This is a genomic window from Paenibacillus sp. MAHUQ-63 (assembly GCF_028765165.1).
Lineage (GTDB): Bacteria > Bacillota > Bacilli > Paenibacillales > NBRC-103111 > Paenibacillus_E.
This window is the reverse complement of the sequence record NZ_JARADB010000001.1, coordinates 440,273-463,880: the sequence shown is the minus strand read 5'-3', so window position 1 is coordinate 463,880 and position 23,608 is coordinate 440,273. Positions and strand designations below refer to the sequence as shown.

Here is a 23,608-nt window from a genome sequence, read left to right as displayed (position 1 = left end):
CTCCATGAACGAAAAAGAACATGTCAGAAAGACATGTTCTTTTTCGCGTTCTATATGGAGCCTAGGGGGATCGAACCCCTGACCTCATCGCTGCCAGCGATGCGCTCTCCCAGCTGAGCTAAGGCCCCGAAATGTCGTTGATCAACGTCGACTTTTTGTATTATACATGAATTATCGCAGGCGGGCAAGCCCTAATGTGAAGATTTTTTTTTCATGGTTTCCGCCTGCGACGTTTCTGTTGCGAACGGGTGCAAACGTTGTTTTCAGCGGCGCTTTCATGCTAACCTAGTACAGAAACTAGTTGATTTGGTAGGAGTGACGAAAGCGTGTCGAACGGGGTATGGTATTGGGTTTTCTTGGGAATCGCGTTTGCATTGCCGTTTGTAATCGGTGTGTGGTTGATGCGGAGAACGAATCGGCTTGGATTCTCATTCTGGATAACGACTGCCTTAAATATCGTCTTAACCTTGGCTGCAGCGTTCTGGTGGAAGTCGGTGGAGGAGGATCCTTTCCGCATGATGTTCGGGATGGCGTTCTACGGGGTTTCGTCCGTCAATCTGATGGTCATTGAATTTTTCGCGTTATTCAGCATCCGCAAGAAGATGAATTCATAGAGGGGATGGTTCTTACATGCAGCAATCTTCTTCCAAGTTTTATTTTTATGCCTTTACTGTTGCAGCCGTCCTATGGATGGCCTTTATTTTTTTTAAGTCCGGAGAGACGTACCAGCAGCAGACGCTCAGACCGTTATTGGAAGCGAAGCTAGGCGGTTCGGCACTGTTCAGACACTTTCCGCGATTGTCGTTCACTTACGACGGGCAGCTGGTGTCGTGGCAGGATCCGGTCGGCGTCATTGAATTCTTCATAAGAAAAGCAGGGCACGTTAGCGAGTACGCTATCCTAGCCCTGCTCTGGATTATTGCGCTTCTTGCGAAGCCTGTGCGTGTGATCATGACACTTGTCACCTCCTCAATCATTTCGGTGCTGTACGCAGCGTCCGATGAATGGCATCAAACGTTCGTGGATGGTCGTACGGGTCATGCGATTGATGTTGTCGTCGATACCATAGGAGTGCTTCTAGCCGTTCTCGTGGTTTTGGCGGTTCTTGGCATCCGCGCTCGCATTAAACGAAGAAGAATAAGCTGGTAATCATCATATACACTTTGCGTTTTTTGATGGATTTGAATTTCCAAAGCTCGCGGGCTTCGACTTCCAAATCGTGCTGCTGCCATTGCATTAATTTCTCGGATACATATAAGTTGGATGGTTGCATATCGGAATCACCTTCCTTTCTTTTCCTGTTAGGTCTATCTTACATCTAGAATAAGGGGAACAAAAAGTGTATAATTCTCTTTAACTATTTCCCCTTTTGAGGAGAGGAAGTGAATCATGCAGCTTCTGACTCATTTCTTGGAGCTTCGGTCGGGTTTCGCCCATGGCGTCGAGCATAAGCCGCAGCCGATTACTTTGGAAGAGCTTTCGGAGAGAATGTACTGTACGACGCGAAACGTTAAAATTTTATTGAAGAAAATGATGGATATGGAGTGGATTGCCTGGAAGCCCGGCAGGGGCAGAGGGAACGTCTCCGAGCTGACATTTCTCGTTTCTGCGGAAGACATGGTATCCAAACAAGCGATGGAGCTTGCGGCCCAGGGTGATTATAAAGGAACGATCGAGCTGATTCACCAACTGGGTAAGGGAGAAGCTTTGCAGGATTCTTTCGTGGATTGGCTGTTTAGTTATTTCGGCTACCGAACGGTTGTGCAGGAGGAGCGCTACAAAGATACGCTGCGCTTCCCGGTTTATAAGTGGCTCGTATCGCTGGATCCGGCGTATTCGTTTTTCGCATTCGACACGCATTTGATGAACCAGATCTTCGATACGCTCGTTGTATATAACCCTAGCAAGATGGTTGCGGAGCCTCATCTGGCGCATTACTGGGAGAAGAGCGAGGACGGCTTGCATTATACGTTCTACCTTCGTAAAGGCGTCATGTTTCACCACGGCAGAGAAATGACGGCGAACGATGTGTATTTCTCCTTTGCAAGGCTGAAGGAGCTAGGCTCCAAGGCCTGTCAAGGCTGGATAACGGAAAGCGTTGAGAATATGAGGGTGCTGAACCGGAGTGCGATTGCGATTGAGCTGAAGCAGCCGAATGAACTCTTCCTGCAGCAGATGGCGCACCCTTCGCTCGCGATATTGCCGGAAGAAATTTGCCGGGATAACGAAAGCATTTTCGGCAGAATGCCGATCGGAACAGGGCCGTTCAGACTGGAGCGGAACGACGACTATATATGTAAGCTGCGCGCTTTTGATAATTATTTTGGCGTCAGGCCGCACCTGGACCAGCTGGAAATCTGGCTGCTGCCGCATGAGCTGTCGGAGGCGGGCCCCAGCTGGGATACGGTACAGGTGCTTTGCGACCATACGAATTCTCGTAAGCCGTCGGGGGCGGTCGGGAAAGATACGGAGTGGCATCAGATCGAGCAGTCGGTACTGGGATGCAGCTTGTTAACGTTTAATCAGGGGAAGAACGGGCCCCAAAGTCATCCTCATTTCCGGAAAGCGATCGACCTCCTGATCGACAGGGAACGGATGATCGAGCAGTTGGGAGGCTTCAGGGAAGCGCCGGCCAGTTCCTTTCTGCCGACACGGAATTTCAAGAATACATCGGTTGAATACCGCACCGATCTGGCGGAGGCTAGAAGGCTGCTCGATGAGATGGGGTATGGCGGCGAGCTTGTACGAATGTATATTTACAGCACGAATAGCGAGGATGCGAATTGGATTTGCGAGCAGTGCGCCAAAGCGGGCATCCGCATCGAACTCATCACCCGAAGTATGGGGGATATGATGAAGCTGGATACGATTCACGAAGCGGATCTGATTTTCTACCACATTTGCTTGGAAAGCGAGTACGATCTCCATATTATTCAGACATTGAAGCAGAGCAACAGCTATGTCCGCGCTCATTTGAGCCAGGAGCAGCAGGCTTGGATTGATGAAGAAATCGATCGTGTGCTCACGATTCCGAATCTGGAAGAGCGGATCATCAAGCTTCATGAGATCGTGGAAAGGCTGCAAGCGGATAAACCGTTTCTTTTCGTCCTTCACCGCTCACAGCAAACGACGTATCACGATTCCATCAAAGGCGTCTGCATCAATGACCTGGGTTGGGTTGATTTTCGCAAAATATGGTTCACCCCAAGCTCCTGATAAATCCATCCTTCCCTGGAAATACTCATGGTAACAACCATTCGCCAGGAGGTAGGGGCATGATAACAATTAAAGAGGCGGCTATTGCCCGGTTCACGGAACGAAACGACGTTTGGTGCGCAGATGTCGAAGTCAAGGCGGAAGGCGTGGAAGGGACGCTTATTGCCGAATTCGCAGCGACGAAGAGCGATGAATTCGACTTGCGTCACGTATACCGGAAGGATGCTTCCCGGGAAATTGACTGGTATGACAATAACTTGCACGATGCGTATCAGGACGTGTCCAAGGAGCTGTTCGGACAGCCGTCGAACAAGTCCAAATGGGGATCGCGCGAAGAGTTCATAGAAGGCATACTTGCCTTCGGCTCGATTCGTGAAGAGTTGACCGAGCATTACCGGCTTAGCCGAACAGCTTCGCTGTTTCATACCGACGATGTGGAAGATCAGACCTACTTGCACTAATAAAAAAAACGACCCGCTAAGGTCGTCGGCTACTAGGTTCATAACGGTTCTCCATGGACATCCAGCTGGCGTTCGCAACGAAGAAGCCTACGAAGAAGAAGAGCACAATGCGGATGGGCACCCAGACGAGAGAGAGCTGCTGCGTGTTAAGAAATTCAATAATGCTGAATAATACCGTTAGTCCGGCGCCCCAGGGAATCAGACCGAATCGGATTAGATATTGGGTTCTGCCGAGCTGCTTTCTTTTCAGCCATTTGGCCTTGCGCGGATCAAGATCGTTCATGTGTAACTCCCTTTTTTCTTTTTATTATAGCATGGGTAGAAATAAATCTCGAATACGCGATTCATCCGAAGCACCCGTTCATAGGATAGTCATAGACGGGTGTTTTTTCTATGGAAATGATGACCAATCCCCTCATATTATGGTAGTATAAGGAAGTTGAAAGGAGGTTTCATATTGTTACTCAAAATTCTTGCTTTTGGCCTGTTATGGAGAATCGTCGGCAATCCTTTTCTCGCTCTTCTTATTCTACTAATTATTCTCTATCTCCTGGATAGAAGATTTATCGGATTAACGCCGAGTCTGTTCGGGCCGATCCGTTTAAGACGCCGAGCGTCGCGATTGCGCAGCGACTTGCACGCTAACCCGCACAACACGTCAGCCAAGCTGGAGCTGGCCAGAAATTTGCTGGAGCGTAAGAAATATCAGGAGGCATTGCCATACCTGGAGCAAGCGCTGCCGGTTATGGAGGATTCCGCCGATGTGCACTACGAAATCGGGCTCATTCACTTGAAGCTGGGCAATCTGAAGGAAGGCGAGCGCTACATGCTGAAGGCGGTGGAGCTGAACCCGCGAGTCAAATACGGCGAAGCCTATTTGCGCCTTGGCGAAGCGTTGGCCCGCATCGCACCGGACCGGGCCGTTCAGTTCATCGAGCAGTTCCGCGATCTGCATTCCTCCTCGGTGGAGGCGTACTACCGGCTCGGACTGCTGTACCGGCAGCTCGGCCGGGACGAAGAGGCCAAGCGTACGTTCCGCGAGGCGCTCGATATATACCGCGGCCTCCCGCGGTACAGCCGCAGACAGCAGCGGCGCTGGGCGCTGCTGGCCCGCTTGAAATAAAGAAGGTTCCGCTACTTGGGCGGAACCTTCTTCGCGTATAGCCGGACAAGCAGCCAAGAGCCGAGCACGCCGATGAGCAGCGCGGCAAGCGTGTGCAGATCGAACAGCCAGACGCGCTCCAGCGGCGGAGCCAAGCGGTCCCACAGCGTAAGCAGCGCAGGATGCGCAAGGTAGATGCCGAATGAGGCCGCGCCGAGAGCAGCGAGCAGCGAGCTGAGCTTCGTGCCGTGCGCTATGCGTACTTGCGACCAGCGGAGGCTGCACAGCGGCACCGCCATGCAATAAACGAGCAGCACGAGCTCGAACCAAGTGTGCCGAACGGGCATCAGGCCGTATTGGTGGAGGAGCATCATGCCTGCGAACGCGGCGCCTGCGAGCCCGGTGAGGCCCCGAATCCATTGGCGATGCCGGCTCGCCCAGGCGGTTAGCTCTTCATAATGAATGCCGGTATACGCGCCAAATGCGAACAGCGACGCATAACCGACAAAGAGCGAGGCATATTCCGGAAGCGGGTAAACCTCGTTATGAATGACGTAGAACAGCGCCTGAACGCCGATACCGAGCGGAATGAGTGCTTGGCGAAGCCAGGCGAACCGCTTGACTACGGTCATCAGCAGCGGGAACAGGATGTAAAATTGCACGATAATGACCATATAATAGAGATGATAGCTGGCATTTCCGGATATAAGCAATTTCACGAAATGAACGGTATCCCAGCGGACTGTCCCGTGGAACATTATTTGATTGTATAAATAATAGAACAAGGACCAGAGCACATAAGGGACGACGATCCTTCGCAGGCGCTTCGTCCAGAATCCGCGCGTCATTCCCGGCTCCCAGCGGTCATAATAGGAATAGAAGAGAACGAGGCCGCTGATCCATATGAACAGAGGGACGGTAAACAAGCTGGCTTTATTGATGAAGAAAAAGACGCCTTGTGAGACGCTGCCTATCGGAAGAAGCGTAGCTCCCGAGGTGGCATGGATGACAACGACGGCAAGGATGGCGATCCCGCGGACGAGATCGATTTCGGACAATTTGGGCCTGGGTGGCATAAGGACAATCTTCTCCTTTAATCACTTTGTACACTGTAACATGAATGAAAAAGGAGAACAATACTCGCCGGAACGCAGCTTTCTACTCTCGATAAGCGACGAAACCGTCGGGATCCAGCTCCTGCCAGCCGGATGGCGGCGTGCCGAAGTCGGGAACGTCCGTCATCTCGCCTTCCCGCTTGGCGGATTCATGGGCGACGAGTCCCGGTGCCAAATAATCCGCAGCCCGCCACGCGTGGTTAGGCGGCAATTTGTTCGTATGAATCGCTTTCAAATAATCATCGACAAGGAATTGATGGGATCCCAGATGCCCATTAGGTAAGCCCTTGAACGTCTGCGGCAGCCGGAAGCTGTGATGCACCTTGGCTAGCGCAGCGTGGAAATCATGGCTTAGCGTCGGGTTCAAGTCCTTGTCACCCAATTGGACATATTCGTCCTTGCAAGCCAGCTGCGGAGTTAAATCCCGGACATCCCCCCATTGCAGCGAGGTCCACACCTGACCGCCGGCGTGCTCTTCATAGCTGCCGTTCGTTCCGAACATGCTTAAGTAAACGCTGTTGCCGCCGCCCCAGCCGACCCGCCGGAATTCATTGAGCCGCATCATCCCCCCGTCCGATGTTCGGACCAGGGCGCTTTGATTGCTGAACGTGTTGTCCCATAGATTGGCGCCTTCCCGGAAAATCCCGTCTTCATGCCGGTCGACATAGCCAAGACAGGACACCTTGACAGCCTTCGCGCCCGTGACGGACAGCACCATAGAAACGGAATGCGTGGGATAGTACATCGGCGGAATGCCGGCCACCTTCTTCCAATCCGGCCCTCCCGAATACTTGAAGGCATCGTAGAACCCATGCGCCATATCGTGCAAATATTGCGCTTCGCCGTAGACGAATCGGCCGAAGTGGCCCCCTTTGAACTGGTCCCGGCAGTAAACGGTGGAGGGGTAATAATAGCTCGTCTCCCCAGTCATATAGATTAACCCGGAGGACTTGACTTCTTCGATTATGGCGGAAATTTCCTCCAAACTCTGCGCCATCGGAACGGCACAGTACACATGCTTGCCCGCTTGCAGAGCTTGAAGCGTCTGCGGCCCGTGGAGATGCCTTTGGGTAAAGATGGCTACGGCGTCCACATCGCTGGCAAGCATTTCTTCTAAGGATGCATATGTTTCTTTAAGGGAGAAAGCTTTGGCGAATTGTTCGCGGCGGTCCGTCCGCAGCTCGGCCAATACGACGTCATCCACATAAGGATGTGCTTGAAAAAGCTGAATGAAGCATTGGGAGAATTGCCCTGCGCCTGCAACACCGATTTTGATTCCCATGGATATTCCTCCTATACGGCTTGTCGGATATATTTCGCGGTCATCTATATTGTAAAAAGCCGTCACTCAAGTGTATTTAGTCCAAAACAACAATATGGTTTCCAAAATCACTTTGGAGGCCTAGGAAATCCGGACGGAGAAAGCTTTGTGACACAGATCGCTTGCTTGACGCTCCCAAGCTGGAACGATAAACTGTATAGAAGTGAATACTGTGAAAGCCAAGAGGGTGAACGCACGTGAGCTATGAATATGTCATGCAAGCCGTATTGTTAATTTTTTTAGTTATCGTGACATTTTTTGCAATGATGATTTGGACGAAATGGCGAAAAAGAGGACGGAGATAGGCAATGTATTTTATCAATCATGAACAAATCGATCAACGAATTCAGTTTCTTTCAGCTTTGGCGGAGGCGGTCAATCAGCTGCAAGCGCAGTGGGCGCAAGGGACGCACGATCTTATTTGGCAATTGGCGCAGGAGCGGGTTCTGCATCTGGCCATTGAAACCGTAACCGATGTCGGCAGTTTGCTGATCGACGCCTTTATTCTGAGAGATGCCAGCTCGTATGAGGATATCGTGGACATTGTGCACGGGGAAGGGGCGTATTCAGAGCCGCTTAAGGAGACGCTGCTGGAGCTCGTGAAGCTCAGAAAACCGCTCGTGCAGGATTATGTAGCGTGGAACCGCGAGGAGCTGCATCCGGTGCTGCCTAAGCTTCCGGCGGCTTTTGAAGAGTTTGCCGGCAGTGTGCGGGCCTTCATTAAGAGTGAATTGGAATAACATACATAGATGTTTCTTAATTTACTTCTGAACATTCATGCTGTAAAATGAGACATAATGACTGTTCCGAGGGTAGGTGAGCACATGAATCCGGCACTTGAGACGTCGACGCGTAAAGTGATTCTTGCTATGCTCAAAACTCAGGGACCGTTAAGCGTTCATGAGATGTCCAAACAGCTCGGAATTACGGAAATGGCCGTCAGGCGTCATATTCATTCCATGGAGAAGGAAGATCTGCTTGTAACAACGCTTGTCCGTCAAGCGATGGGGAGACCGACGAACGTGTATGCGCTGGCTCCCAAAGCGGATGAACTGTTTCCGAAGAAATATATGCAGCTAACGTTAGACTTGCTCGGTGAGCTGCTCGAAGATCAAGGTCAAGACACCATTGAACGACTGTTCGAAGGACGTCAGGGTAAGCTTGAATCCCGCTATCAACCGCGGATGCAGGGGCTCACTCTGGAGGAGCGGGTCGCCGAGCTTGCGACGATTCAGAACGAGAACGGCTACATGGTCGATTGGGCTCCGTCGGGGGAAGATGCTTATGTTTTCAACGAGCATAATTGTCCCATAGCTCAAGTGGCTAACGATTACGGGCAGGCCTGCCAATGCGAGCTCGCCTTGTTTCGGAATCTGCTGGATGCGAAGGTCGAACGGACCGAGTGCTTGGCCAAGGGCGCCAGCAAGTGTGTCTATATCATTAGCCAGAACAAATAACCATCACCTCCACAACTCAGAGGATGATGGTTATTTGTTTTGACGCGTTATTTCGAGGCGGCCAGCAAACGGGAAGCTTTGTCCGTCACCCATTCGAAATTCCCGGCTTCGATTTCCTTCAGGTTGATCAGCGAGCCCCCGATGCCCAGCCCATAGCAGCCGATGTCCAGAAACTGCTTAATGTTCGCCTCGGTGACGCCGCCAACGGCCATCATGGGAATATGGTCAAGCGGTCCCATTAATTCCTTGATGTATGTCAGACCCAGGCTTGCGCTTGGGAAAATTTTAATCGCCGTGGCCCCGGCCTTCCAAGCTTTGACGACCTCGGTCGGTGTCATTGCCCCAGGGAACACCGGAACCCCTTCCCGGTTCGCGTACCGAATGACGTCCTCGTCCAGATTAGGCGTCACCAGGAACGAAGCGCCGGCGCCGACGGCCTTCTGTGCGTCCTCGACATCCAGCACGGTTCCTGCGCCGATATACATCTGCTGACCAAGCTTCGCCTGCAGCTCGCCGATCATCTCCAGCGCGCCAGGCGTGTTGAGCGTGACCTCCATCACCGTGACGCCGCCCTTCCGCAGCGCTTCCGCCACGGACAGAATATGGGCTTCCTTCACGCCCCGAACGATGGCGATAATGCGGGTACGCTCGATTTCCTTCAATCCTTGCTCTCGGTTCATCTTACTCCTCCAGATGGTTGTTTTGTTTTTCATTATGACAAGGTCCCGGAAATTTTTCCAGTTATTTTGTGTCAAGTCAAGCCTCTCCGATCTATACTGTAGTAATTCATAGGCATTCGTCTAGAAGCCGCCGAAATTCCTCACAGCTTACAGCCCCAGGAGGTGCCCGTCATGACTTGGATGGAGATTAGTGTCGTTAGTATCGCCGCTGCTTTCCTTGTGCTCGCAGGCTTCGCCATTCGCGTGCTGATCGCAGCGAAGCAGCTGCTTCACCAGCTCAGCCTTACGGCCGCCCGGACGGAACAGCATGTAGCGAAGACCGCAGGGCAAGCCGAGCAGCTGTTGAAGCAGGCCGGGCAGTTGACCGAAGAGGTGCATATGCAGGTCCTGGCGTTAGAGCCTGGCGTCCAATCCATCGAGAAGGCAGGAGCAGCTATAGGGGACGTCGCTTCTGTCCTTCGCAAAGGAGCACGAATGATGAACGATTCGCTTCATGGTGCGGAAAAGGTTGTACATACCCACCAGAAGCGCATACAGGACGTCATGGAGTGGGCAACGACCGGGTATGAGCTGTGGCAGCGATGGCAGGCAAGCCGCAATGCCAAATCAGACCATTAAGGAGTGGATGACACATGTCCAACGAGAAAAAAGCGAAAGATCTCCTCATCGGTGCCGTAGTCGGAGGCCTGCTAGGCGCAGCGACGGCGCTGCTGTTCGCACCGAAGTCCGGCCGCGAGCTGAGAAGCGACATCGCCGATAATGCGAAGGCGGTTAGCGACAAGACGGTACAAATCGCCAGTACGGTATCGCAAAAAACGCAAGACGTTGCAAAAAGCGTAAGCATGACGACTTCCGATTTGGTCGGCAAAGCGAAAGATACGGCGGCGAACGTGGCCAGTACGGTCCGTTCCTGGAAAGAGTCCAAACAGGACGATATGGAAGCGCTGGATGAACTCGAAGCTTCCGAAGCAGCGGAGGATTTGGTTATTCTGGGCAACCGCTAGAGTGTACGGTAAAATAGAAAAGAGCTAAGCAGTTTGAATGCTTAGCTCTTTGTGTGATGTCCATTTGGACAAGTCCCCTGGTCCGTGCGACGCTCACGGACACTGGCGTCCAGTCGGCACGTTACCACTTCGAAGGGTCAATCTTGCGAATGTCGAGCCCTTCCCAGACGTTCTTGATCGGTGCGGTCTCCGGATGCTCGAAGATCAGCCATGCCGTTGGAAGGTATCTTTCGCCGTATTCACTTGACGGTTTGTTGACGATGGCATTGTTATGGACGAGAACTGAAGAGGCTCCCCCGTCCAAATTGGCGGCGGTGATGGCGCCGTGCTGCAGGAAAATCTCTTGTATATCATACAGCGTGGCCCCGATGCTGTGCTTCTGTCTGCCGTCGATGACGGCGAACAGAATGGATCCGTCTTTCGTTTGCGCCATACACGTGCGCGGGGCGATGCCCCAGCCGTCCGCTTGGCTCTTGATCTGTCCGACACCGTTGACGATAAACCGCGGGGAGAAGGAAACCGCCTCCTGCACGCCCATCTCCACGAGCTCGGAAACTTTGTATTTCCCGGCAATCATCCGGCCTTCCTTGTCGATCCCGACGACTTGCACCGTACCGTTCATCCCTTTGTCATTATAGAAGATCTTGCCGCCGGACATCACGATGCCTTCCGGCTGGAATCCGTTTCCTTCCCAGTTCGGGTCGATGAAGCCCCCGCCGTTGACGCCGAGTAGGGCTCCCGTTCGCTTGACCATAGAAGAAACCTTCTCCCCTTTGCCCACCTTCTCCGGAACGGCGATACGCAGCTTCTTCGGATCGGATATCGTGACGAGGTACCCTTTGTAATTGGAGCCGGAAATCGGTTCGATCTTGACCAGCTCTTTTTTGACAGGCGCCACAGGCGCTGTGGAGCTCACAGGCTCGAGCTGCACGATCCCTTGATCCTTCTCATCGCCCATCTCGTCGAACTTCTTCCAATACGCTTCTACGCGTTTCTGGAGCTCTTCGGAGCCGATCAAATACTTGGCCCAGTCCCTATGCTGGGTCGTAATGAGCGTATCCGCCATCATGAGCCTGACGCTCGTGCCTGACGCTGTAAGAAAAAACCAACATAAAGACAGAAGAGACAAAATCGTAAAGCTTATTATCGTATACATAAAAAAGCGCAACCCCGCAGACCGCTTCGTTCTTGCCCGCGCCCGCCGAGATTGCGGCGTGGTAGTAGCTTGCTGTACCGCCATGTGCCCGTTACCAACCCTCTCTACCGAAAAATGAAGTTTTCATTCTCTATTCTCTATGTATGGACGAAAAAAAGGAGCAAAAGTTTCATTTTTGATGAACTTTGCTCCTTTTTTTGTAATTTTACGCTAAATCGGTCGTTTGACGGAGGAAATCCGGGACCCGTCCGATGCGGCGCGGTCATAGTGGAACTCCAGGCCCATGCCGGTATTGCGGGCTACGCTGCGCACGATGAGGTCATGATATTTTTTCTGGCGAATCGCAGCAATGACGACAAATTTGGAGATGCCGAGCGGATCGAAATAGAGCTTGCCTTCCCTCTCGATATATTTCTGAACTTGGTTCATGTTGACGAATAGATCCGTGTCCATTTTCTTATAGCCCATCTCTTCGAGCTTGTCCAAGAACAGACTGAAGTCCAACAAGGAATTCACGCTTTTGGTCATTCGTTCGATCCGTGTATGATAAGTGATTTCTTTCGTGCTGACTTCAATATACAGAGTGTCTGCCATCGATACCGGGTCCGACAGGTCCGAGGTTGCGGTCGCCGCAGGTACGCTGTCGAGCTCCAAATAGCCGGCTTTCTCCATAAGGTCCGTATACGGAATGTTGTAGGCATCCGACAGCTTTTTGAGGGTGACGGGCGATGGGTTGATTTTCTCATTGGTCGAGCGGTTCCGCTCCAACTCCAGATCTCTGATGTACGCATGTGAAAGTCCGCTTTTGTTAGCTGCTTCGCGCAAGGACATTTTGCCGCGCAAGCTTTCCAAAAATTTACCGAATCCTTCTAATTGCTTCATAGATAAATCCCTCCGTATGGTTTAATTGTAATTGAGTTTTGCGCAATTGAAAATGTTTGAAGAGTGATTGGTGTCATTTACCTGTAATTCCTGTCTGCTCCGCTGCATGCATATTTAAGCTTCTCGATTGGAAAAGTAGTAGCAACATCATGGAAAGAGGCTGATTGCATGGCAAGGGATTTGCCCATTGGGAATGGGAATGTGCTCATTAATTTCGACGCTGCTTATAATATTCGTGACATGTATTACCCTTTAGTAGGGCAGGAGAATCAATCTAGCGATCATCTTTCACATTTCGGCATTTGGTGCGCGCAGGACTTCTTCTGGATCGACCATCCGGAGGTGTCCAAAAAGTTGAATTATCTGGACGATTCGCTGGTTACGAACGTGCAGTGCGCCCACGACAGGCTTGGACTGAGCATGCTCATTCGCGATGGGGTTGACGTCCAGCAAAATATTTTTCTGCGCAAAATCAAGATCGAAAACCGCTTTGATGCAGAAAGAGAGATAAAGTTGTACTTTCATCTGGATCTGCAAATTTATGGAAACGGCGTCGGGGATACGATCTATTACGATCCCGAACTGAACTCGCTTGTGTTCTATAAAGGCCATCGCTATATGTCTCTGTCCGGCTTATCTCCGGATGCCGACCGGCCGTCGCCAAGCGGCTACGCGACGGGGCAGAAAGGGATTCACGGCCTCGAAGGAACGTGGCGCGACGCCGAGGACGGCGCATTGGGCGGGAATCCGATCGCGCAAGGGTCTGTGGACGGAACGCTGGAATTAACGGTGACGCTGCCGCCCAAAGGGGTCAAAGAAGCCTGGTTCTGGATCTGCTTCGGCCATACGAAGCAGGAGGTAGAGCGCATGGAGCAGCTTCTGCGCACATCGACGCCGCAGGCTCTGCTGCAGCGTACGCATGATCATTGGGTGCAATGGGTCAATCGGGATGCCCATCAGCTGTCTTTGCTTCCGCAGGATATCGCTGCTTTCTATAAAAGATGTCTGCTGATCACCAGAACGAACATCGACAACCGCGGGGCGATTATCGCGGCGAACGATTCCGATATTTTGAAATTTGCCAAAGATACGTATTCCTATATGTGGCCGCGAGACGGAGCGCTCGTTTCGCATGCGCTGGACCGTGCCGGCTATTCCGAATTGTCGCGCAAATTTTTCGACTTTTGTATGAAAGTGTTAACACCCGAAGGCTATCTCATGCATAAATACAACCCGGACAGCTCCGTCGGCTCCAGCTGGCACCCATGGGTGGACGGGCAGGGGAAGAAGCAGCTGGCCATTCAGGAGGACGAAACAGCCCTCGTTCTGTACACGCTGTGGCATCACCATAAGCTGGCGGGGACGCTGGAGAAGTCGCGGGACGATTATGAGAAGTTCGTCAAACCGGCGGCCGACTTTCTCGTGCATTACCGGGATGCGTCCGGTCTTCCGCTGCCTTCGTACGATCTGTGGGAGGAGCGGTACGGCGTGCTGGCCTTTACCGTCGCCTCGGTATACGCGGGCCTGGTCGCTGCGGCGCGGTTCGCCGAATATCACAATGATAAAGCCCGTTCCGTCTATTATGCGGATGTTGCCGTTCAAGTGAAAAATGCCGCGGATCAGCAGCTCTACGCCTCTGACCGCAATCGTTTCCTGCGGGCTCTGTATTGGAGCTACGAGGACAATAAATATGTGCCGGACTATACGCTCGATATGAGTATGTACGGTCTGTTCGATTTCGGTTTGTTCGAGCGGGAGGATCCCCGGGTTGCTGCCACGCTGCGGATTCTAAGAGAGAAATTGTGGGTAAATACGGATATCGGAGGCATTGCCCGATATGAGAACGACTACTACCATCAAGTGACGAACGATGTGGCGAAAGTGCCGGGCAACCCTTGGTTCATCTGTACCCTGTGGTACGCGGAATGGCTGGTGGCCTCGGCGGCGAAGACGGCTGATCTGCAGGAAGCCGAGAACTTGATGCGATGGGCTATTCGTCACGCGCTGCCTTCGGGAACGATGGCGGAGCAGGTGCATCCGTTCACCGGAGCGCCGCTCTCCGTTTCGCCGCTTACGTGGTCACATGCTTCCTTCATCAAGGTGACGCAGGAATATTTGACCAAATTGAAGCAGCTCACGTCCCAAGGTTCGATGCAGGCGGCGGACGCAAGCGAAGACCAAGTGCTCGAACCCGCTCATCATTAAGGAGGAGATGGAGAGATGAAAGCGATACGGGTGAAACAGCTTCGGCAGGGGAATCCGTCCATTGCGCTGGAAACGGTGGAGGATCCGGTTATTCGTCATCCTCAGGAAGTTATCGTGAAGGTATTGGCTGTAGGCCTGGATGGCACGGACAAGGAGATTTTGCAGGAGAAATACGGCGTCCCCCCTCAAGGGGAAGACGACTTGACGACAGGTCACGAATCACTGGGCGTCGTGACCGAGGCGGGGGCGGAGAGCGGCTTCTCCCCGGGAGATCTCGTGACCGCCATCGTCCGGCGCCCCTGCCGCAAGCAAAGCTGCGTCAATTGCCGCAACGGCCATTCGGACTTTTGCCAGAGCGGCGAGTTCGTCGAGCGCGGCATCAAGGGAGCGCACGGCTTCCTCTCCGAGTATTACAAGGAGGAAGGCCGGTACCTGGTGCAAGTGCCCTCCGGACTGCTGCATCAAGGCGTGCTGGTTGAGCCGCAGAGCATCGTCGAGAAGGTGTGGGACCAGGTGCTGCGCGTGCAGCAGAGGCTGATCTGGGAGCCGAGGACGGCGCTCATCCTCGGCTCGGGACCGCTCGGGCTGCTCGCGGCGATGACCTGCCGGCTGCTGGGGCTGGACGTCTACGTATGGTCCAGATCCCCGCAGGACAGCCTGCAAGCGCAGCTGGTCAAAGACTGCGGAGGCGCGTACCGGCAGGCCGGGGCCGACGAAGGCGGCACCGACACTCTGACGGCTTACGCCGAGGAACTCGGCAAGCCGATAGATCTCATTCTCGAATGCACGGGCTTCAGCCCCCTTGCGTTCGAGGCGATGGGGGTGCTGGCGCCGAACGGTGTGTTGGCGCTGCTTGGGGTGACGCCGGCGGACCGGAAACTGGAGATTCCGTCGGACATGCTAAACCAGAGCATGGTGCTGGAGAACAAATGCGTGATCGGTTCCGTGAACGCATCGCGCAAGGACTTTGAAACGGCCATCTACCGGCTGCAGCAGATGGAGAAGGAATATCCCGGCTGGCTGGACCGGCTGGTCACCAACCGGATGAAGCTGGATGCCGTGCCGCAGCTGGACTTCGCCAGCATCCCGATCAAGGCTGTCGTCGACCTTGTTCCTGTGGAACAATGGAGCGGGCTTGTTAAGCAGACGGAAGAAGTCGTGTACAGCTTTTCGGTATGAATGAAGCCGAGCGGGCGCTTGCCTGCTTGGCTTTTTTGCGACTGGAGCGTTAGACTTCCCTGCTATATTTTTCTATAATAGTGGGAAAGGGGAGGACGAGCTCGAATGTCAAAAAAATTTTTTAGAGAGAACGGTATGCACCTATCCTGGCTGCTTGCGCTAATCGCCACATTGGGGAGCTTGTACTTCTCGGAAATCATGCATTTCATACCTTGCAAATTGTGCTGGTACCAACGCATTCTGATGTACCCGCTGGTCGTCATTCTGGGGATCGCCGCGGTGCGCAGAGATTACAAACTGACGATCTATGTCATGCCGCTCACGATCTGGGGAGCCTGCATATCCGTCTATCATGTTTTGCTGCAGTCCGGCGTGTTTCACGAATCCGCCACAGGCTGCGGCCCGGTTCCCTGCGATGTGGACTACTTGAACTGGCTGGGCTTTATTACGATCCCGATGCTGGCTGGAACAGCTTTCATTCTGATCACCATTCTCCAATATTTGACGTACCGCGCCACGAAATAACACCACGCACCAAAATTAGGCAGGTAATTTGTCTAGCGCTGTCGAAAGGAATACCGAACGTATTCTTTCGGAAGCGAGGTCCGACAATGACACCAATTACCAAAAGTGCTGCACTGCTGATCCTGCTTAGCGCAACATTGGTCGGTTGTGCAGACATAAGCCTAACGGCCCCTGCTTCCGAAGCAGGCACGCCAAGCCCGCAGGCTGCGGCCAAGGCGGCGACGCCGGCGCCTACAACCAAACCGATTGCAGCTCCGGCCGCAACGCCCAAACCGACAGAGACGCCGAAATCGACGGCAGCACCTGCACCATCCCCTTCGCCTTCATCGCCTTCATCGCCATCCGCATCGCCTAAGGCTACAAGCAAGCCGACCGCGACAGCCGACAGCGGCAAAATCAAAACGACAACCGGGGACAAGACGCCCTATTCGTGGTATTACATGAAGAAGAAAACGGGACAAGTTCCCGATTTCCCCAAAGAAACGAAATCGTTCACTGCCGACCAGAAAGCCGTCTGGGTAGGCACGGGCAAGAAGGTATACCTCACCATTGATGCGGGAGGCCCGCTGATCGAAGTGGATTTGATGCTGAAATCGCTCAAGGATAACGGTGTGAAAGCGAACTTCTTCATCTCGGGGAATAACATTAAGCAGAATCCGGAGTATTTGAAAAGAGTCGTGGCTGACGGCCATTTCGTAGCCAATCACACAATGACGCACAAAGATTTCAACGAGCTGAGCGACGACCAGATTCGCAAGGAAATTACGGATTTCGAAGCGCTGTACAAAAAACTGACGGGGAAAGAAGTGGAGAAATATTTCCGGTTCCCCTACGGCCATTACAACATGCATAATTTGAGCCTGGTATCCAGCATGGGCTACACCTCCGTATTCTGGTCGACGGCCATGCGGGATTGGGAGCCGCGAGCGAATGGCGCGGAGGACCCTTATAACGATATCATGAATAATTTGCATGACGGGAACATTATTTTGATGCACCAAGGATCGCTTGAGAACATGCAGGCGCTGGCGCGCATCTGCAAAGAGATCAAGAAAAAGGGCTACGAGTTCGCGCTTGTTAACGACATCCAGCCACCAAAATAGGTAAAAAGCCCTTCTTCTAAGCCGCTAGTTTAGGTACCTTTCAGCTTGTACGTTCATATTCTATCCATGTGACCCGCGTAATTCATTAACCGGCAAAGGAAGCGGATAGGTGTGCAGCAAGCGATAGCCGTACTGGACTCGGGAGTCGGAGGATTAACTGTAGTCAAAGAACTTATGAGACAGCTGCCGCAAGAGAAAGTGATTTATTTCGGCGATACTGCCCGAAGCCCCTATGGTCCGCGCTCTGCGGATGAAGTACGTACCTTCACTCGGCAAATCGTGGATTATTTGATTCAATACCATCCGAAAATGATTGTCATTGCTTGCAATACGGCAACGGCCGTTGCTATCGAAGATATCCGCGAACGCGTATCCGTTCCTGTGATTGGCGTTATCTCGCCCGGGGCGCGAGCCGCTATCAAGCAAACGCGAAGCGGCGTTATCGGCGTGATCGGTACGGACGGGACGATCCGCAGCAAGGCTTACGAGCAAGCGCTGCGGTTAATTTCGCCTAACGTGCAGGTGTACAGCCAGCCTTGTCCGCTGCTCGCGCCATTCGTGGAGAAGGGGCTGTTCGGCGCGGAGCAGGAGCAGGAGATTGTGGAGCAATCCCTCCGCCCGCTGGTCGGCAAGCCGATCGATTGTTTGATTCTCGGCTGTACCCATTACCCGTTTTTGATGGAGCCGATAGCACGGGTGATGGGCCCGGACGTCGCGCTGATCTCATCGGCGGATGAAACGGCGAGAGAAATCAGCACGATTTTATATCACCGTGAAATGATGGAGACTTCAGGCAGTCTGCCGATTCACCAATTTTTCTGCAGCGGTGAGTCTGACCGCTTCAAACGGATTACCGAGAACTGGCTCAAGGAGCAGATTGCGATGACACCCGTTGTTTGGCAGATGCCCACCATTTTCTAATAGCGATGACGAAAGATGACCCGGCAGGGTCATTTTTTTGCGTCCGTTATGTTCATGGGCAAGGTCGCGCGGCTTGCAACGGACACAGCGGCCCTTATTCGTTGATATCGGGCCGCTTGAAGCTTGTAACGGACACCAGTGCCGCTATTTGCCCTCTGGGGCCGATTATCGGCTCGAAATCGGCAAATAAGTTCACCTGTGTCCGTTAGCGGCGGCACAGGCTGCATGCAGCGCGGATAACGGCTGCTGTGTCCGTTAGAAGCGGCTTTGAAGCCGCGCGGGGCCAGACTGCCGCGGTGCATGGCGGTAAATGCACACCGCGGGTGCGGCAGGACAGGCTCCAGGCTCAGACTGCCGCAGAGTTGGCGGTAAATCCACACCGCTTTCTAATAGCGATGACGAAAGATGACCCGGCAGGGTCATTTTTTTGCGTCCGTTATGTTCATGGGCAAGGTCGCGCGGCTTGCAACGGACACAGCGGCCCTTATTCGTTGATATCGGGCCGCTTCCAGCATGTAACGGACACCAGTGCCGTTATTTGCCTTCGGGGGGCCGATTTTCGGCTCGAAATCGGCAAATAAGGTCACCTGTGTCCGTTAGCGGCGGCACAGGCTGCATGCAGTGCGGATAACGGCTGCTGTGTCCGTTAGAAGCGGCTTTTGAGCCGCTCGAGCCCAGATCGCTGCGGTGCATGGCGGTAAATGTACACCGCGGGGGGCAAGACAGGCTCCAGGCTCAGACCGCCGCGGTGCATGGCGGTAACCCCACCCCGCGGGTGCGGCAGGACAGCCGCCCAGGCGCCCTGACCCGAACCCCCGCCGCCCCCGCGTCCGCATGAATCCGCTGCGGCGGGCATATTCATAACCTACGTAAGAGATTACAGAGGTGCGAGGTGGTCGTATGTTAGGATACGGGTATGACACGTTATGCTGTGAGCTTAATCGGCTCGGGAAAATTTATCCTTTCCTGTGTGTCGAAACTATAGGCGAAAGTGTGATGGGAAGAAGCATACCGGCGGTGCGGCTGGGCCAAGGCGCCAGAGAAATTCATGTGAACGCAGCCTTTCATGCCAACGAATGGATTACGACACCCCTCATCATGCAATTCGTGGAGGATGTAGCCTGTTCGTTTGCGAGAGGAACGGCATGGCAAGGAAGAAATATCAGACGTCTGTTCTCCGAGTATTCGTTCTGGATCGTCCCCATGGTGAATCCGGACGGCGTGGAGCTCGTACTGAACGGCGTGAGTCCGGAACATCCGTACCGGGATCAACTGCTGGAATGGAACGGCGGAGCAGCGGATTTCAGCGCCTGGAAGGCCAATATAAGAGGCGTCGACCTGAACGACCAGTTTCCGGCCCATTGGGAGGAGGAAGTGGCTCGCAGAGGGCAGCTGGGGCCTGGAGCGCGGGATTACGGCGGACCGGAGCCGCTGTCGGAGCCGGAAGCCGCGGCGATCGCCCGTTTCACCGAATGCCACCCCTTCGAGCTGGTCATTGCGCTGCATACGCAAGGGAGGGAAATCTACTGGAATTACCGCGGGTACGAACCGCCGGAAGCCGAGGACTTTGCCGAGCATTTGGCGACGGCCAGCGGGTACCAGGCCGTCAAGTTGACGGACAGCGATGCGGGCTACAAAGATTGGTTCATTCAGCATTTCCGCAGGCCCGGATTTACCGTCGAGGTGGGCCTTGGCGTTAATCCGCTGCCTCCCGAGTCGTTTGCCGGACTCTACGCCGAGATCGTTCCGATCCTCCTGACGGCGCTGGATTTGCAGACCATCAGGGGGTAGATCTCCAAGAACCGATCCTCCCGGACTTCATATACTGAAGTAAGGAAGAGCTGGGAGGCGAGGTTATGGCACCACCGAAAGGGAAGGGCAAGGTCGCGAAGAAGAAGATTGCTTCATCCATCGAGCAGTACACCATGAGAATCGTGGAGTCGGCAACATGCTCGGTTTGCAAAACGCCATGCACGAGAGGGCTTCGTTACTTGGCTTTGATGGAGAAGCCAGGGGCAGTAGGTAAAGGGGTTCCGTGTATTCTGACAAGAAGAAAAATTAATTAAAATGAAAAGTCCACGCCCGGTTAGGAGGCATGGACTTTTTGTATGTTACCTGTAACGGAAATGTTCGTGCGGGATGGAGCATTTGTTCTGAATCCAATGAATCTGGTTCTCCAGCCGGTTGCGCTGCTCATCGGGACCTTCGAACTGCTCCAGCTCCTGGATCAAATTGTGTAAATCGGTGCCAGCATTCGCACAATCGTAGTTGCTCTCTAAATTGTCCAGCATAGATGGCCCTCCTTAGATTCCGCTATCGTTATTTGTGCCCTTTGTTGCTCTTTTGATCCTGCGTGCGTGTCGTCGTATTTTGTCTTCCGTGTCCTTGCTGTTTGTGGCTCTCTGACATGTCGTTCACTCCTTGGCAGTATGATTTGATGAGTTGCGAGATTAGTATGAACCGTTAGCGGATTTTGATACGGCGGAGAGCCAAAAATAAAAAAGCCCGGCGTACGGTTCGCACCGTTCACCAGGCTCTGTGGGCAAATTAATGGTTGGGAGGGAGCAGTTTATCTTCTAGGCGCTGTTTAACCTTCTTGATCGCGTCTCTCTCCAGCTTTTGGTTGAGGTTAAATTTGGCCCCTGTTAATGCAAGCGCTTCCTTAACAGTCATTTCTACATAAATAATCTCTTCGCCTTGACGAATTTGAACGGAATTCTGATCCATTTTTCATCACTCCTATGTCAACTTTTTGAAGAGGAAACCTTGATTTGTCGCACTTTTAATATAACACACCATGTAAGGTTGCGCAAGAGTATCGAAGACCTATTTATCGCAAAATATTGTCGGGAATCCCGCTAAGCCGTCAACCCAAAAAACGCCAAACGGCTGCAAATTCTGCCGTTTGGCGTGCTTGGTTTTGGTTAGCTGTAGCAGCGGATTTCCATAACTTCTGCCCGCTGCGAACCGTTCGTCGATTCGATCAGGACGCGCAGACGGTCGGTTTCAACCGTATTGGACAGCACATGCGTATGATGGCGAGTATGATTGTCGCTGCCTTCGGCAACGGTTTTCCATTCCCCGCCGACATAGGCTTGCAGCTTATAATCTTTCACCAGCTCCGGAATAATCTCGAACTCTGTCCGATGGTGGTGCAGGTTGATGAGATCCTCATGCACGTCGTCATTGAACGTAAGGTGTATGCTGCGAATCGGCACAGCCTTCGGCCAATTGAGCTCCAGCCATTCCGGCTTACCGGCTTCCATCGCTGTGGAGGACCACATATTCGGTCCGCCGTACGGGCGTTTGTAGCCATTCAAGACTTTATCGGCCGTGAACGCGTAGGTAGGCGAGAGCAGGCGGAAGCATAGCGGCTTGCGAACGAACTCCTTGCCGTTCCAGTCAATGACCGGCTGGTGGTGATGCATATCTCCGAAGTCGGCGGAAGTGTCTTTATCGATCTTCTTGAACGAGAGCACGCCGGATTGCGGCTTCGATGACAGATGCACGGACAGGGCCGGGTTGCTCCGCAAGATGATGAACGCGTTCTGCGCTTCATTCGGCTCCCAGCTCAGAGGAGCTTGAACCCACTGTGCGCTGCCCTCGGCCACAGCCACCTGAACGCTCGCTATCATCGTGTGGGGCACGTAGTTCTGCGGCTTGCCGGTGCTCCACAGCTCTACCGTAAGCTCCGTAGCTTCCGCGGCATCGAGCAGCAGCTCAACGCCGTTCAGAGACGGATCTACGGGCACGAGCAGCGCTGCATGCACGTTAAGCGGCAAGACCGATCCCGTCGTCTCGAGCGCAAGCATCGTGAGCGTGCTGGAGGCGCTCACCGATGCGCTGCGCGCAAGATCGGCTGCGTCCCCGTTCTTGACGCCGAGCACGGACGCATCCTGCCGCAGCAGCGTTTGCTGCAGCTCGCTCAAGTGGCTGCCGTGCAGCTCGCGCGGCGAGATGCCCTTCGCGGCGCACAGCGCGGCGCCTGTGCCCGCGGCTTCGCCGATGACGGCGCAAGTCGCCATGACGCGCGTCGTGCCGAAGGCGACGTGGGACGCGCTGATATTGCGCCCGGCCATGAGCATATTCGTCACATTGGACGAATAGAGGGAGCGGAACGGAATATGATAGCTGCCGTCCATATGCATGTGCTTGGAGCCGCTCTCGGTGGCGTACATACCTTGCGGCGGGTGCAGGTCAATGGACCAGCCGCCGAAGGCGACGCGGTCTTCGAACAGCTTCTGCGCGATGACGTCGTTCTGGTTCAGTACGTAGTCCCCTACGAAACGGCGGTATTCCCGCTTGCCTGGAATCGAGCCGATCCATTCGAGGGTGAGGTTCTCGCTGTCGAACTTGCCGGAGTTTTTGATATAATCCCAAATTCCGTAAATGACCGAGGACAGTTCATCGCGGATGCGTTCATTCTCATGAACGGTGTCCAGCTCGCCGCCCCATTCAATCCACCAATATGAGCAACCGTTGTCGCCGCTGCGAATGACGCGGCGCATCGGAATCGTCGTCTGCGTAATATCTTTGGCGAAGCTTGGCGGGATATATTTGACCGGCCGGCCAACATCTTTCGTATAGAATAGAAGCGTGCTGCCTAACGTAATATCATCCGGAACGAGCGGAGCCCATTCCTCGTTGAATTCTTCCTGCGCTTCGCGGCCGAGCCGGAACTTGGCTCCGGCCAGGAAGCCGACCAATCCGTCGCCCGTGCAGTCCAGATAGACTTGGCTGTCGAAGCGAATCCGGCGCTCCGAGCCCATCATCCAGCCCGTTACGGAGCGGATCGTCCGGGCGTTCTCATCGCCGTCAGCCTCGACTTCGTGCACGTCGGTGTTTAAGAATAGCGTAATGTTCTTCTCGGCTTTTACTTTCTCCAGTACGACGAGATCCCAAATGTACGGGTTCCCATCGATATTGCGATATTGATTCTCTACGAACAGTTCCCCCATTATACCGGTTTCACGAGCATTGCGATGAACCCCGTGGGAAGTAGCTCCGCATACCCATACGCGAACTTCGCTGGAGGCATTGCCGCCAAGAACAGGGCGGTTCTGAACGAGGGAAACGGTCTGACCCAGACGGGCAGCTGCGATTGCCGCACATACGCCTGCCAGGCCGCCGCCGATGACGGTGATATCGGATGTCACAATTTCATGCTTCATTACCATGCACCTCACTGGTTATTAGAATATCTTTGATTTCATTGTAGAAGATTTTATTTCCTTTGAACATGCAGTCAGTTACAATGAGCATATACTTTATTTCAAAATGA

The 23,608-nt window shown here is 53.5% G+C and carries 26 protein-coding genes and 1 tRNA gene; 16 read left to right on the top strand and 11 right to left on the bottom strand.

Going from position 1 to position 23,608, the window contains the following annotated elements; genetic code table 11:
- Positions 1-55: 55 nt before the first annotated feature.
- Positions 56-128: transfer RNA gene (locus tag PUT07_RS01900), tRNA-Ala, on the bottom strand.
- A 198-nt stretch (positions 129-326) separates the two neighbouring features.
- On the opposite strand from PUT07_RS01900, the gene PUT07_RS01895 reads away from it, so the two are divergent.
- Positions 327-614: a hypothetical protein gene (locus PUT07_RS01895; RefSeq protein ID WP_274466047.1), complete on the top strand. Its 288-nt coding sequence runs from the start codon at positions 327-329 to the stop codon at positions 612-614.
- Positions 615-630: 16 nt separating this feature from the next.
- Entirely contained in the window at positions 631-1,149 is a 519-nt protein-coding gene (locus PUT07_RS01890; RefSeq protein WP_274466046.1) for a VanZ family protein, read from the top strand.
- Here PUT07_RS01890 and PUT07_RS01885 read toward each other — a convergent pair.
- The gene (locus PUT07_RS01885; protein ID WP_167060732.1) at positions 1,124-1,273 is read right to left on the bottom strand and encodes a hypothetical protein; all 150 of its coding nucleotides are present in this window, start codon (positions 1,271-1,273) and stop codon (positions 1,124-1,126) included. The two genes, PUT07_RS01890 and PUT07_RS01885, sit on opposite strands and share 26 nt — an antisense overlap.
- A gap of 116 nt (positions 1,274-1,389) precedes the next feature.
- Here PUT07_RS01885 and PUT07_RS01880 point away from each other — a divergent pair, with 116 nt between their 5' ends.
- Both PUT07_RS01880 and PUT07_RS01875 read left to right on the top strand, forming a co-directional pair.
- On the top strand, positions 1,390-3,216 hold the full coding sequence (locus PUT07_RS01880; RefSeq protein WP_274466045.1) for an SgrR family transcriptional regulator: 1,827 nt from the start codon (positions 1,390-1,392) through the stop codon (positions 3,214-3,216).
- A gap of 59 nt (positions 3,217-3,275) precedes the next feature.
- Positions 3,276-3,677: a hypothetical protein gene (locus tag PUT07_RS01875; RefSeq protein WP_274466044.1), complete on the top strand. Its 402-nt coding sequence runs from the start codon at positions 3,276-3,278 to the stop codon at positions 3,675-3,677.
- Positions 3,678-3,693: 16 nt separating this feature from the next.
- Here the strand turns inward: PUT07_RS01875 and PUT07_RS01870 are convergent, their stop codons facing one another.
- Entirely contained in the window at positions 3,694-3,960 is a 267-nt protein-coding gene (locus PUT07_RS01870; RefSeq protein ID WP_274466043.1) for a hypothetical protein, read from the bottom strand.
- Between the two features lie 174 nt (positions 3,961-4,134).
- On the opposite strand from PUT07_RS01870, the gene PUT07_RS01865 reads away from it, so the two are divergent.
- Entirely contained in the window at positions 4,135-4,800 is a 666-nt protein-coding gene (locus tag PUT07_RS01865; RefSeq protein WP_274466042.1) for a tetratricopeptide repeat protein, read from the top strand.
- A gap of 11 nt (positions 4,801-4,811) precedes the next feature.
- Here PUT07_RS01865 and PUT07_RS01860 read toward each other — a convergent pair whose 3' ends face one another.
- Both PUT07_RS01860 and PUT07_RS01855 read right to left on the bottom strand, forming a co-directional pair.
- A complete protein-coding gene (locus tag PUT07_RS01860; protein WP_274466041.1) occupies positions 4,812-5,855 on the bottom strand; it encodes an acyltransferase in 1,044 nt (347 codons plus the stop codon).
- A gap of 82 nt (positions 5,856-5,937) precedes the next feature.
- Positions 5,938-7,176 (bottom strand): Gfo/Idh/MocA family protein, encoded by a 1,239-nt coding sequence (locus tag PUT07_RS01855; RefSeq protein WP_274466039.1) that lies wholly within the window; start codon positions 7,174-7,176, stop codon positions 5,938-5,940.
- A gap of 347 nt (positions 7,177-7,523) precedes the next feature.
- Between PUT07_RS01855 and PUT07_RS01850 the strand changes: the two genes are divergently transcribed.
- Complete coding sequence (locus tag PUT07_RS01850; RefSeq protein WP_274466038.1) at positions 7,524-7,955, top strand: DUF86 domain-containing protein; 432 nt, start codon at positions 7,524-7,526, stop codon at positions 7,953-7,955.
- Between the two features lie 84 nt (positions 7,956-8,039).
- The gene (locus PUT07_RS01845) at positions 8,040-8,672 is read left to right on the top strand and encodes a helix-turn-helix transcriptional regulator (protein ID WP_274466037.1); all 633 of its coding nucleotides are present in this window, start codon (positions 8,040-8,042) and stop codon (positions 8,670-8,672) included.
- A 47-nt stretch (positions 8,673-8,719) separates the two neighbouring features.
- Here the strand turns inward: PUT07_RS01845 and PUT07_RS01840 are convergent, their stop codons facing one another.
- A complete protein-coding gene (locus PUT07_RS01840; protein WP_274466035.1) occupies positions 8,720-9,352 on the bottom strand; it encodes a bifunctional 4-hydroxy-2-oxoglutarate aldolase/2-dehydro-3-deoxy-phosphogluconate aldolase in 633 nt (210 codons plus the stop codon).
- A 171-nt stretch (positions 9,353-9,523) separates the two neighbouring features.
- Here PUT07_RS01840 and PUT07_RS01835 point away from each other — a divergent pair, with 171 nt between their 5' ends.
- Positions 9,524-9,970 (top strand): DUF948 domain-containing protein, encoded by a 447-nt coding sequence (locus PUT07_RS01835; protein WP_274466034.1) that lies wholly within the window; start codon positions 9,524-9,526, stop codon positions 9,968-9,970.
- A 14-nt stretch (positions 9,971-9,984) separates the two neighbouring features.
- Positions 9,985-10,356, top strand: coding sequence for a YtxH domain-containing protein (locus PUT07_RS01830; protein ID WP_274466033.1), 372 nt, complete (start codon positions 9,985-9,987; stop codon positions 10,354-10,356).
- A 121-nt stretch (positions 10,357-10,477) separates the two neighbouring features.
- Here PUT07_RS01830 and PUT07_RS01825 read toward each other — a convergent pair whose 3' ends face one another.
- On the bottom strand, positions 10,478-11,596 hold the full coding sequence (locus PUT07_RS01825; RefSeq protein ID WP_274466032.1) for a phosphodiester glycosidase family protein: 1,119 nt from the start codon (positions 11,594-11,596) through the stop codon (positions 10,478-10,480).
- Positions 11,597-11,722: 126 nt separating this feature from the next.
- On the bottom strand, positions 11,723-12,394 hold the full coding sequence (locus PUT07_RS01820) for a helix-turn-helix domain-containing protein (RefSeq protein WP_274466031.1): 672 nt from the start codon (positions 12,392-12,394) through the stop codon (positions 11,723-11,725).
- Between the two features lie 168 nt (positions 12,395-12,562).
- Here PUT07_RS01820 and PUT07_RS01815 point away from each other — a divergent pair, with 168 nt between their 5' ends.
- From PUT07_RS01815 to PUT07_RS01785, 7 genes are all read left to right on the top strand, one after another.
- Positions 12,563-14,599 carry a glycoside hydrolase family 15 protein gene (locus PUT07_RS01815; RefSeq protein ID WP_274466029.1) on the top strand — a complete coding sequence of 679 codons (2,037 nt, stop codon included), beginning with the start codon at positions 12,563-12,565 and terminating at the stop codon, positions 14,597-14,599.
- A 15-nt stretch (positions 14,600-14,614) separates the two neighbouring features.
- On the top strand, positions 14,615-15,778 hold the full coding sequence (locus PUT07_RS01810) for a glucose 1-dehydrogenase (protein ID WP_274466028.1): 1,164 nt from the start codon (positions 14,615-14,617) through the stop codon (positions 15,776-15,778).
- A 105-nt stretch (positions 15,779-15,883) separates the two neighbouring features.
- Complete coding sequence (locus PUT07_RS01805; RefSeq protein WP_274466027.1) at positions 15,884-16,303, top strand: disulfide oxidoreductase; 420 nt, start codon at positions 15,884-15,886, stop codon at positions 16,301-16,303.
- Positions 16,304-16,389: 86 nt separating this feature from the next.
- Positions 16,390-17,406: a polysaccharide deacetylase family protein gene (locus tag PUT07_RS01800; RefSeq protein WP_274466026.1), complete on the top strand. Its 1,017-nt coding sequence runs from the start codon at positions 16,390-16,392 to the stop codon at positions 17,404-17,406.
- 111 nt (positions 17,407-17,517) lie between these two features.
- Positions 17,518-18,327 (top strand): glutamate racemase, encoded by an 810-nt coding sequence (gene racE, locus PUT07_RS01795; RefSeq protein ID WP_274466024.1) that lies wholly within the window; start codon positions 17,518-17,520, stop codon positions 18,325-18,327.
- A gap of 900 nt (positions 18,328-19,227) precedes the next feature.
- Positions 19,228-20,118, top strand: a complete 891-nt coding sequence (locus tag PUT07_RS01790; protein ID WP_274466023.1) for a M14 family metallopeptidase — start codon at positions 19,228-19,230, stop codon at positions 20,116-20,118.
- Positions 20,119-20,183: 65 nt separating this feature from the next.
- The gene (locus tag PUT07_RS01785) at positions 20,184-20,393 is read left to right on the top strand and encodes a hypothetical protein (protein ID WP_274466022.1); all 210 of its coding nucleotides are present in this window, start codon (positions 20,184-20,186) and stop codon (positions 20,391-20,393) included.
- Between the two features lie 45 nt (positions 20,394-20,438).
- Here PUT07_RS01785 and PUT07_RS01780 read toward each other — a convergent pair whose 3' ends face one another.
- From PUT07_RS01780 to PUT07_RS01770, 3 genes are all read right to left on the bottom strand, one after another.
- The gene (locus PUT07_RS01780; RefSeq protein ID WP_274466021.1) at positions 20,439-20,618 is read right to left on the bottom strand and encodes a DUF2524 domain-containing protein; all 180 of its coding nucleotides are present in this window, start codon (positions 20,616-20,618) and stop codon (positions 20,439-20,441) included.
- A gap of 256 nt (positions 20,619-20,874) precedes the next feature.
- A complete protein-coding gene (locus PUT07_RS01775) occupies positions 20,875-21,054 on the bottom strand; it encodes a hypothetical protein (RefSeq protein WP_274466020.1) in 180 nt (59 codons plus the stop codon).
- Between the two features lie 197 nt (positions 21,055-21,251).
- A complete protein-coding gene (locus PUT07_RS01770) occupies positions 21,252-23,498 on the bottom strand; it encodes an FAD-dependent oxidoreductase (protein WP_274466019.1) in 2,247 nt (748 codons plus the stop codon).
- Positions 23,499-23,608: the final 110 nt, after the last annotated feature.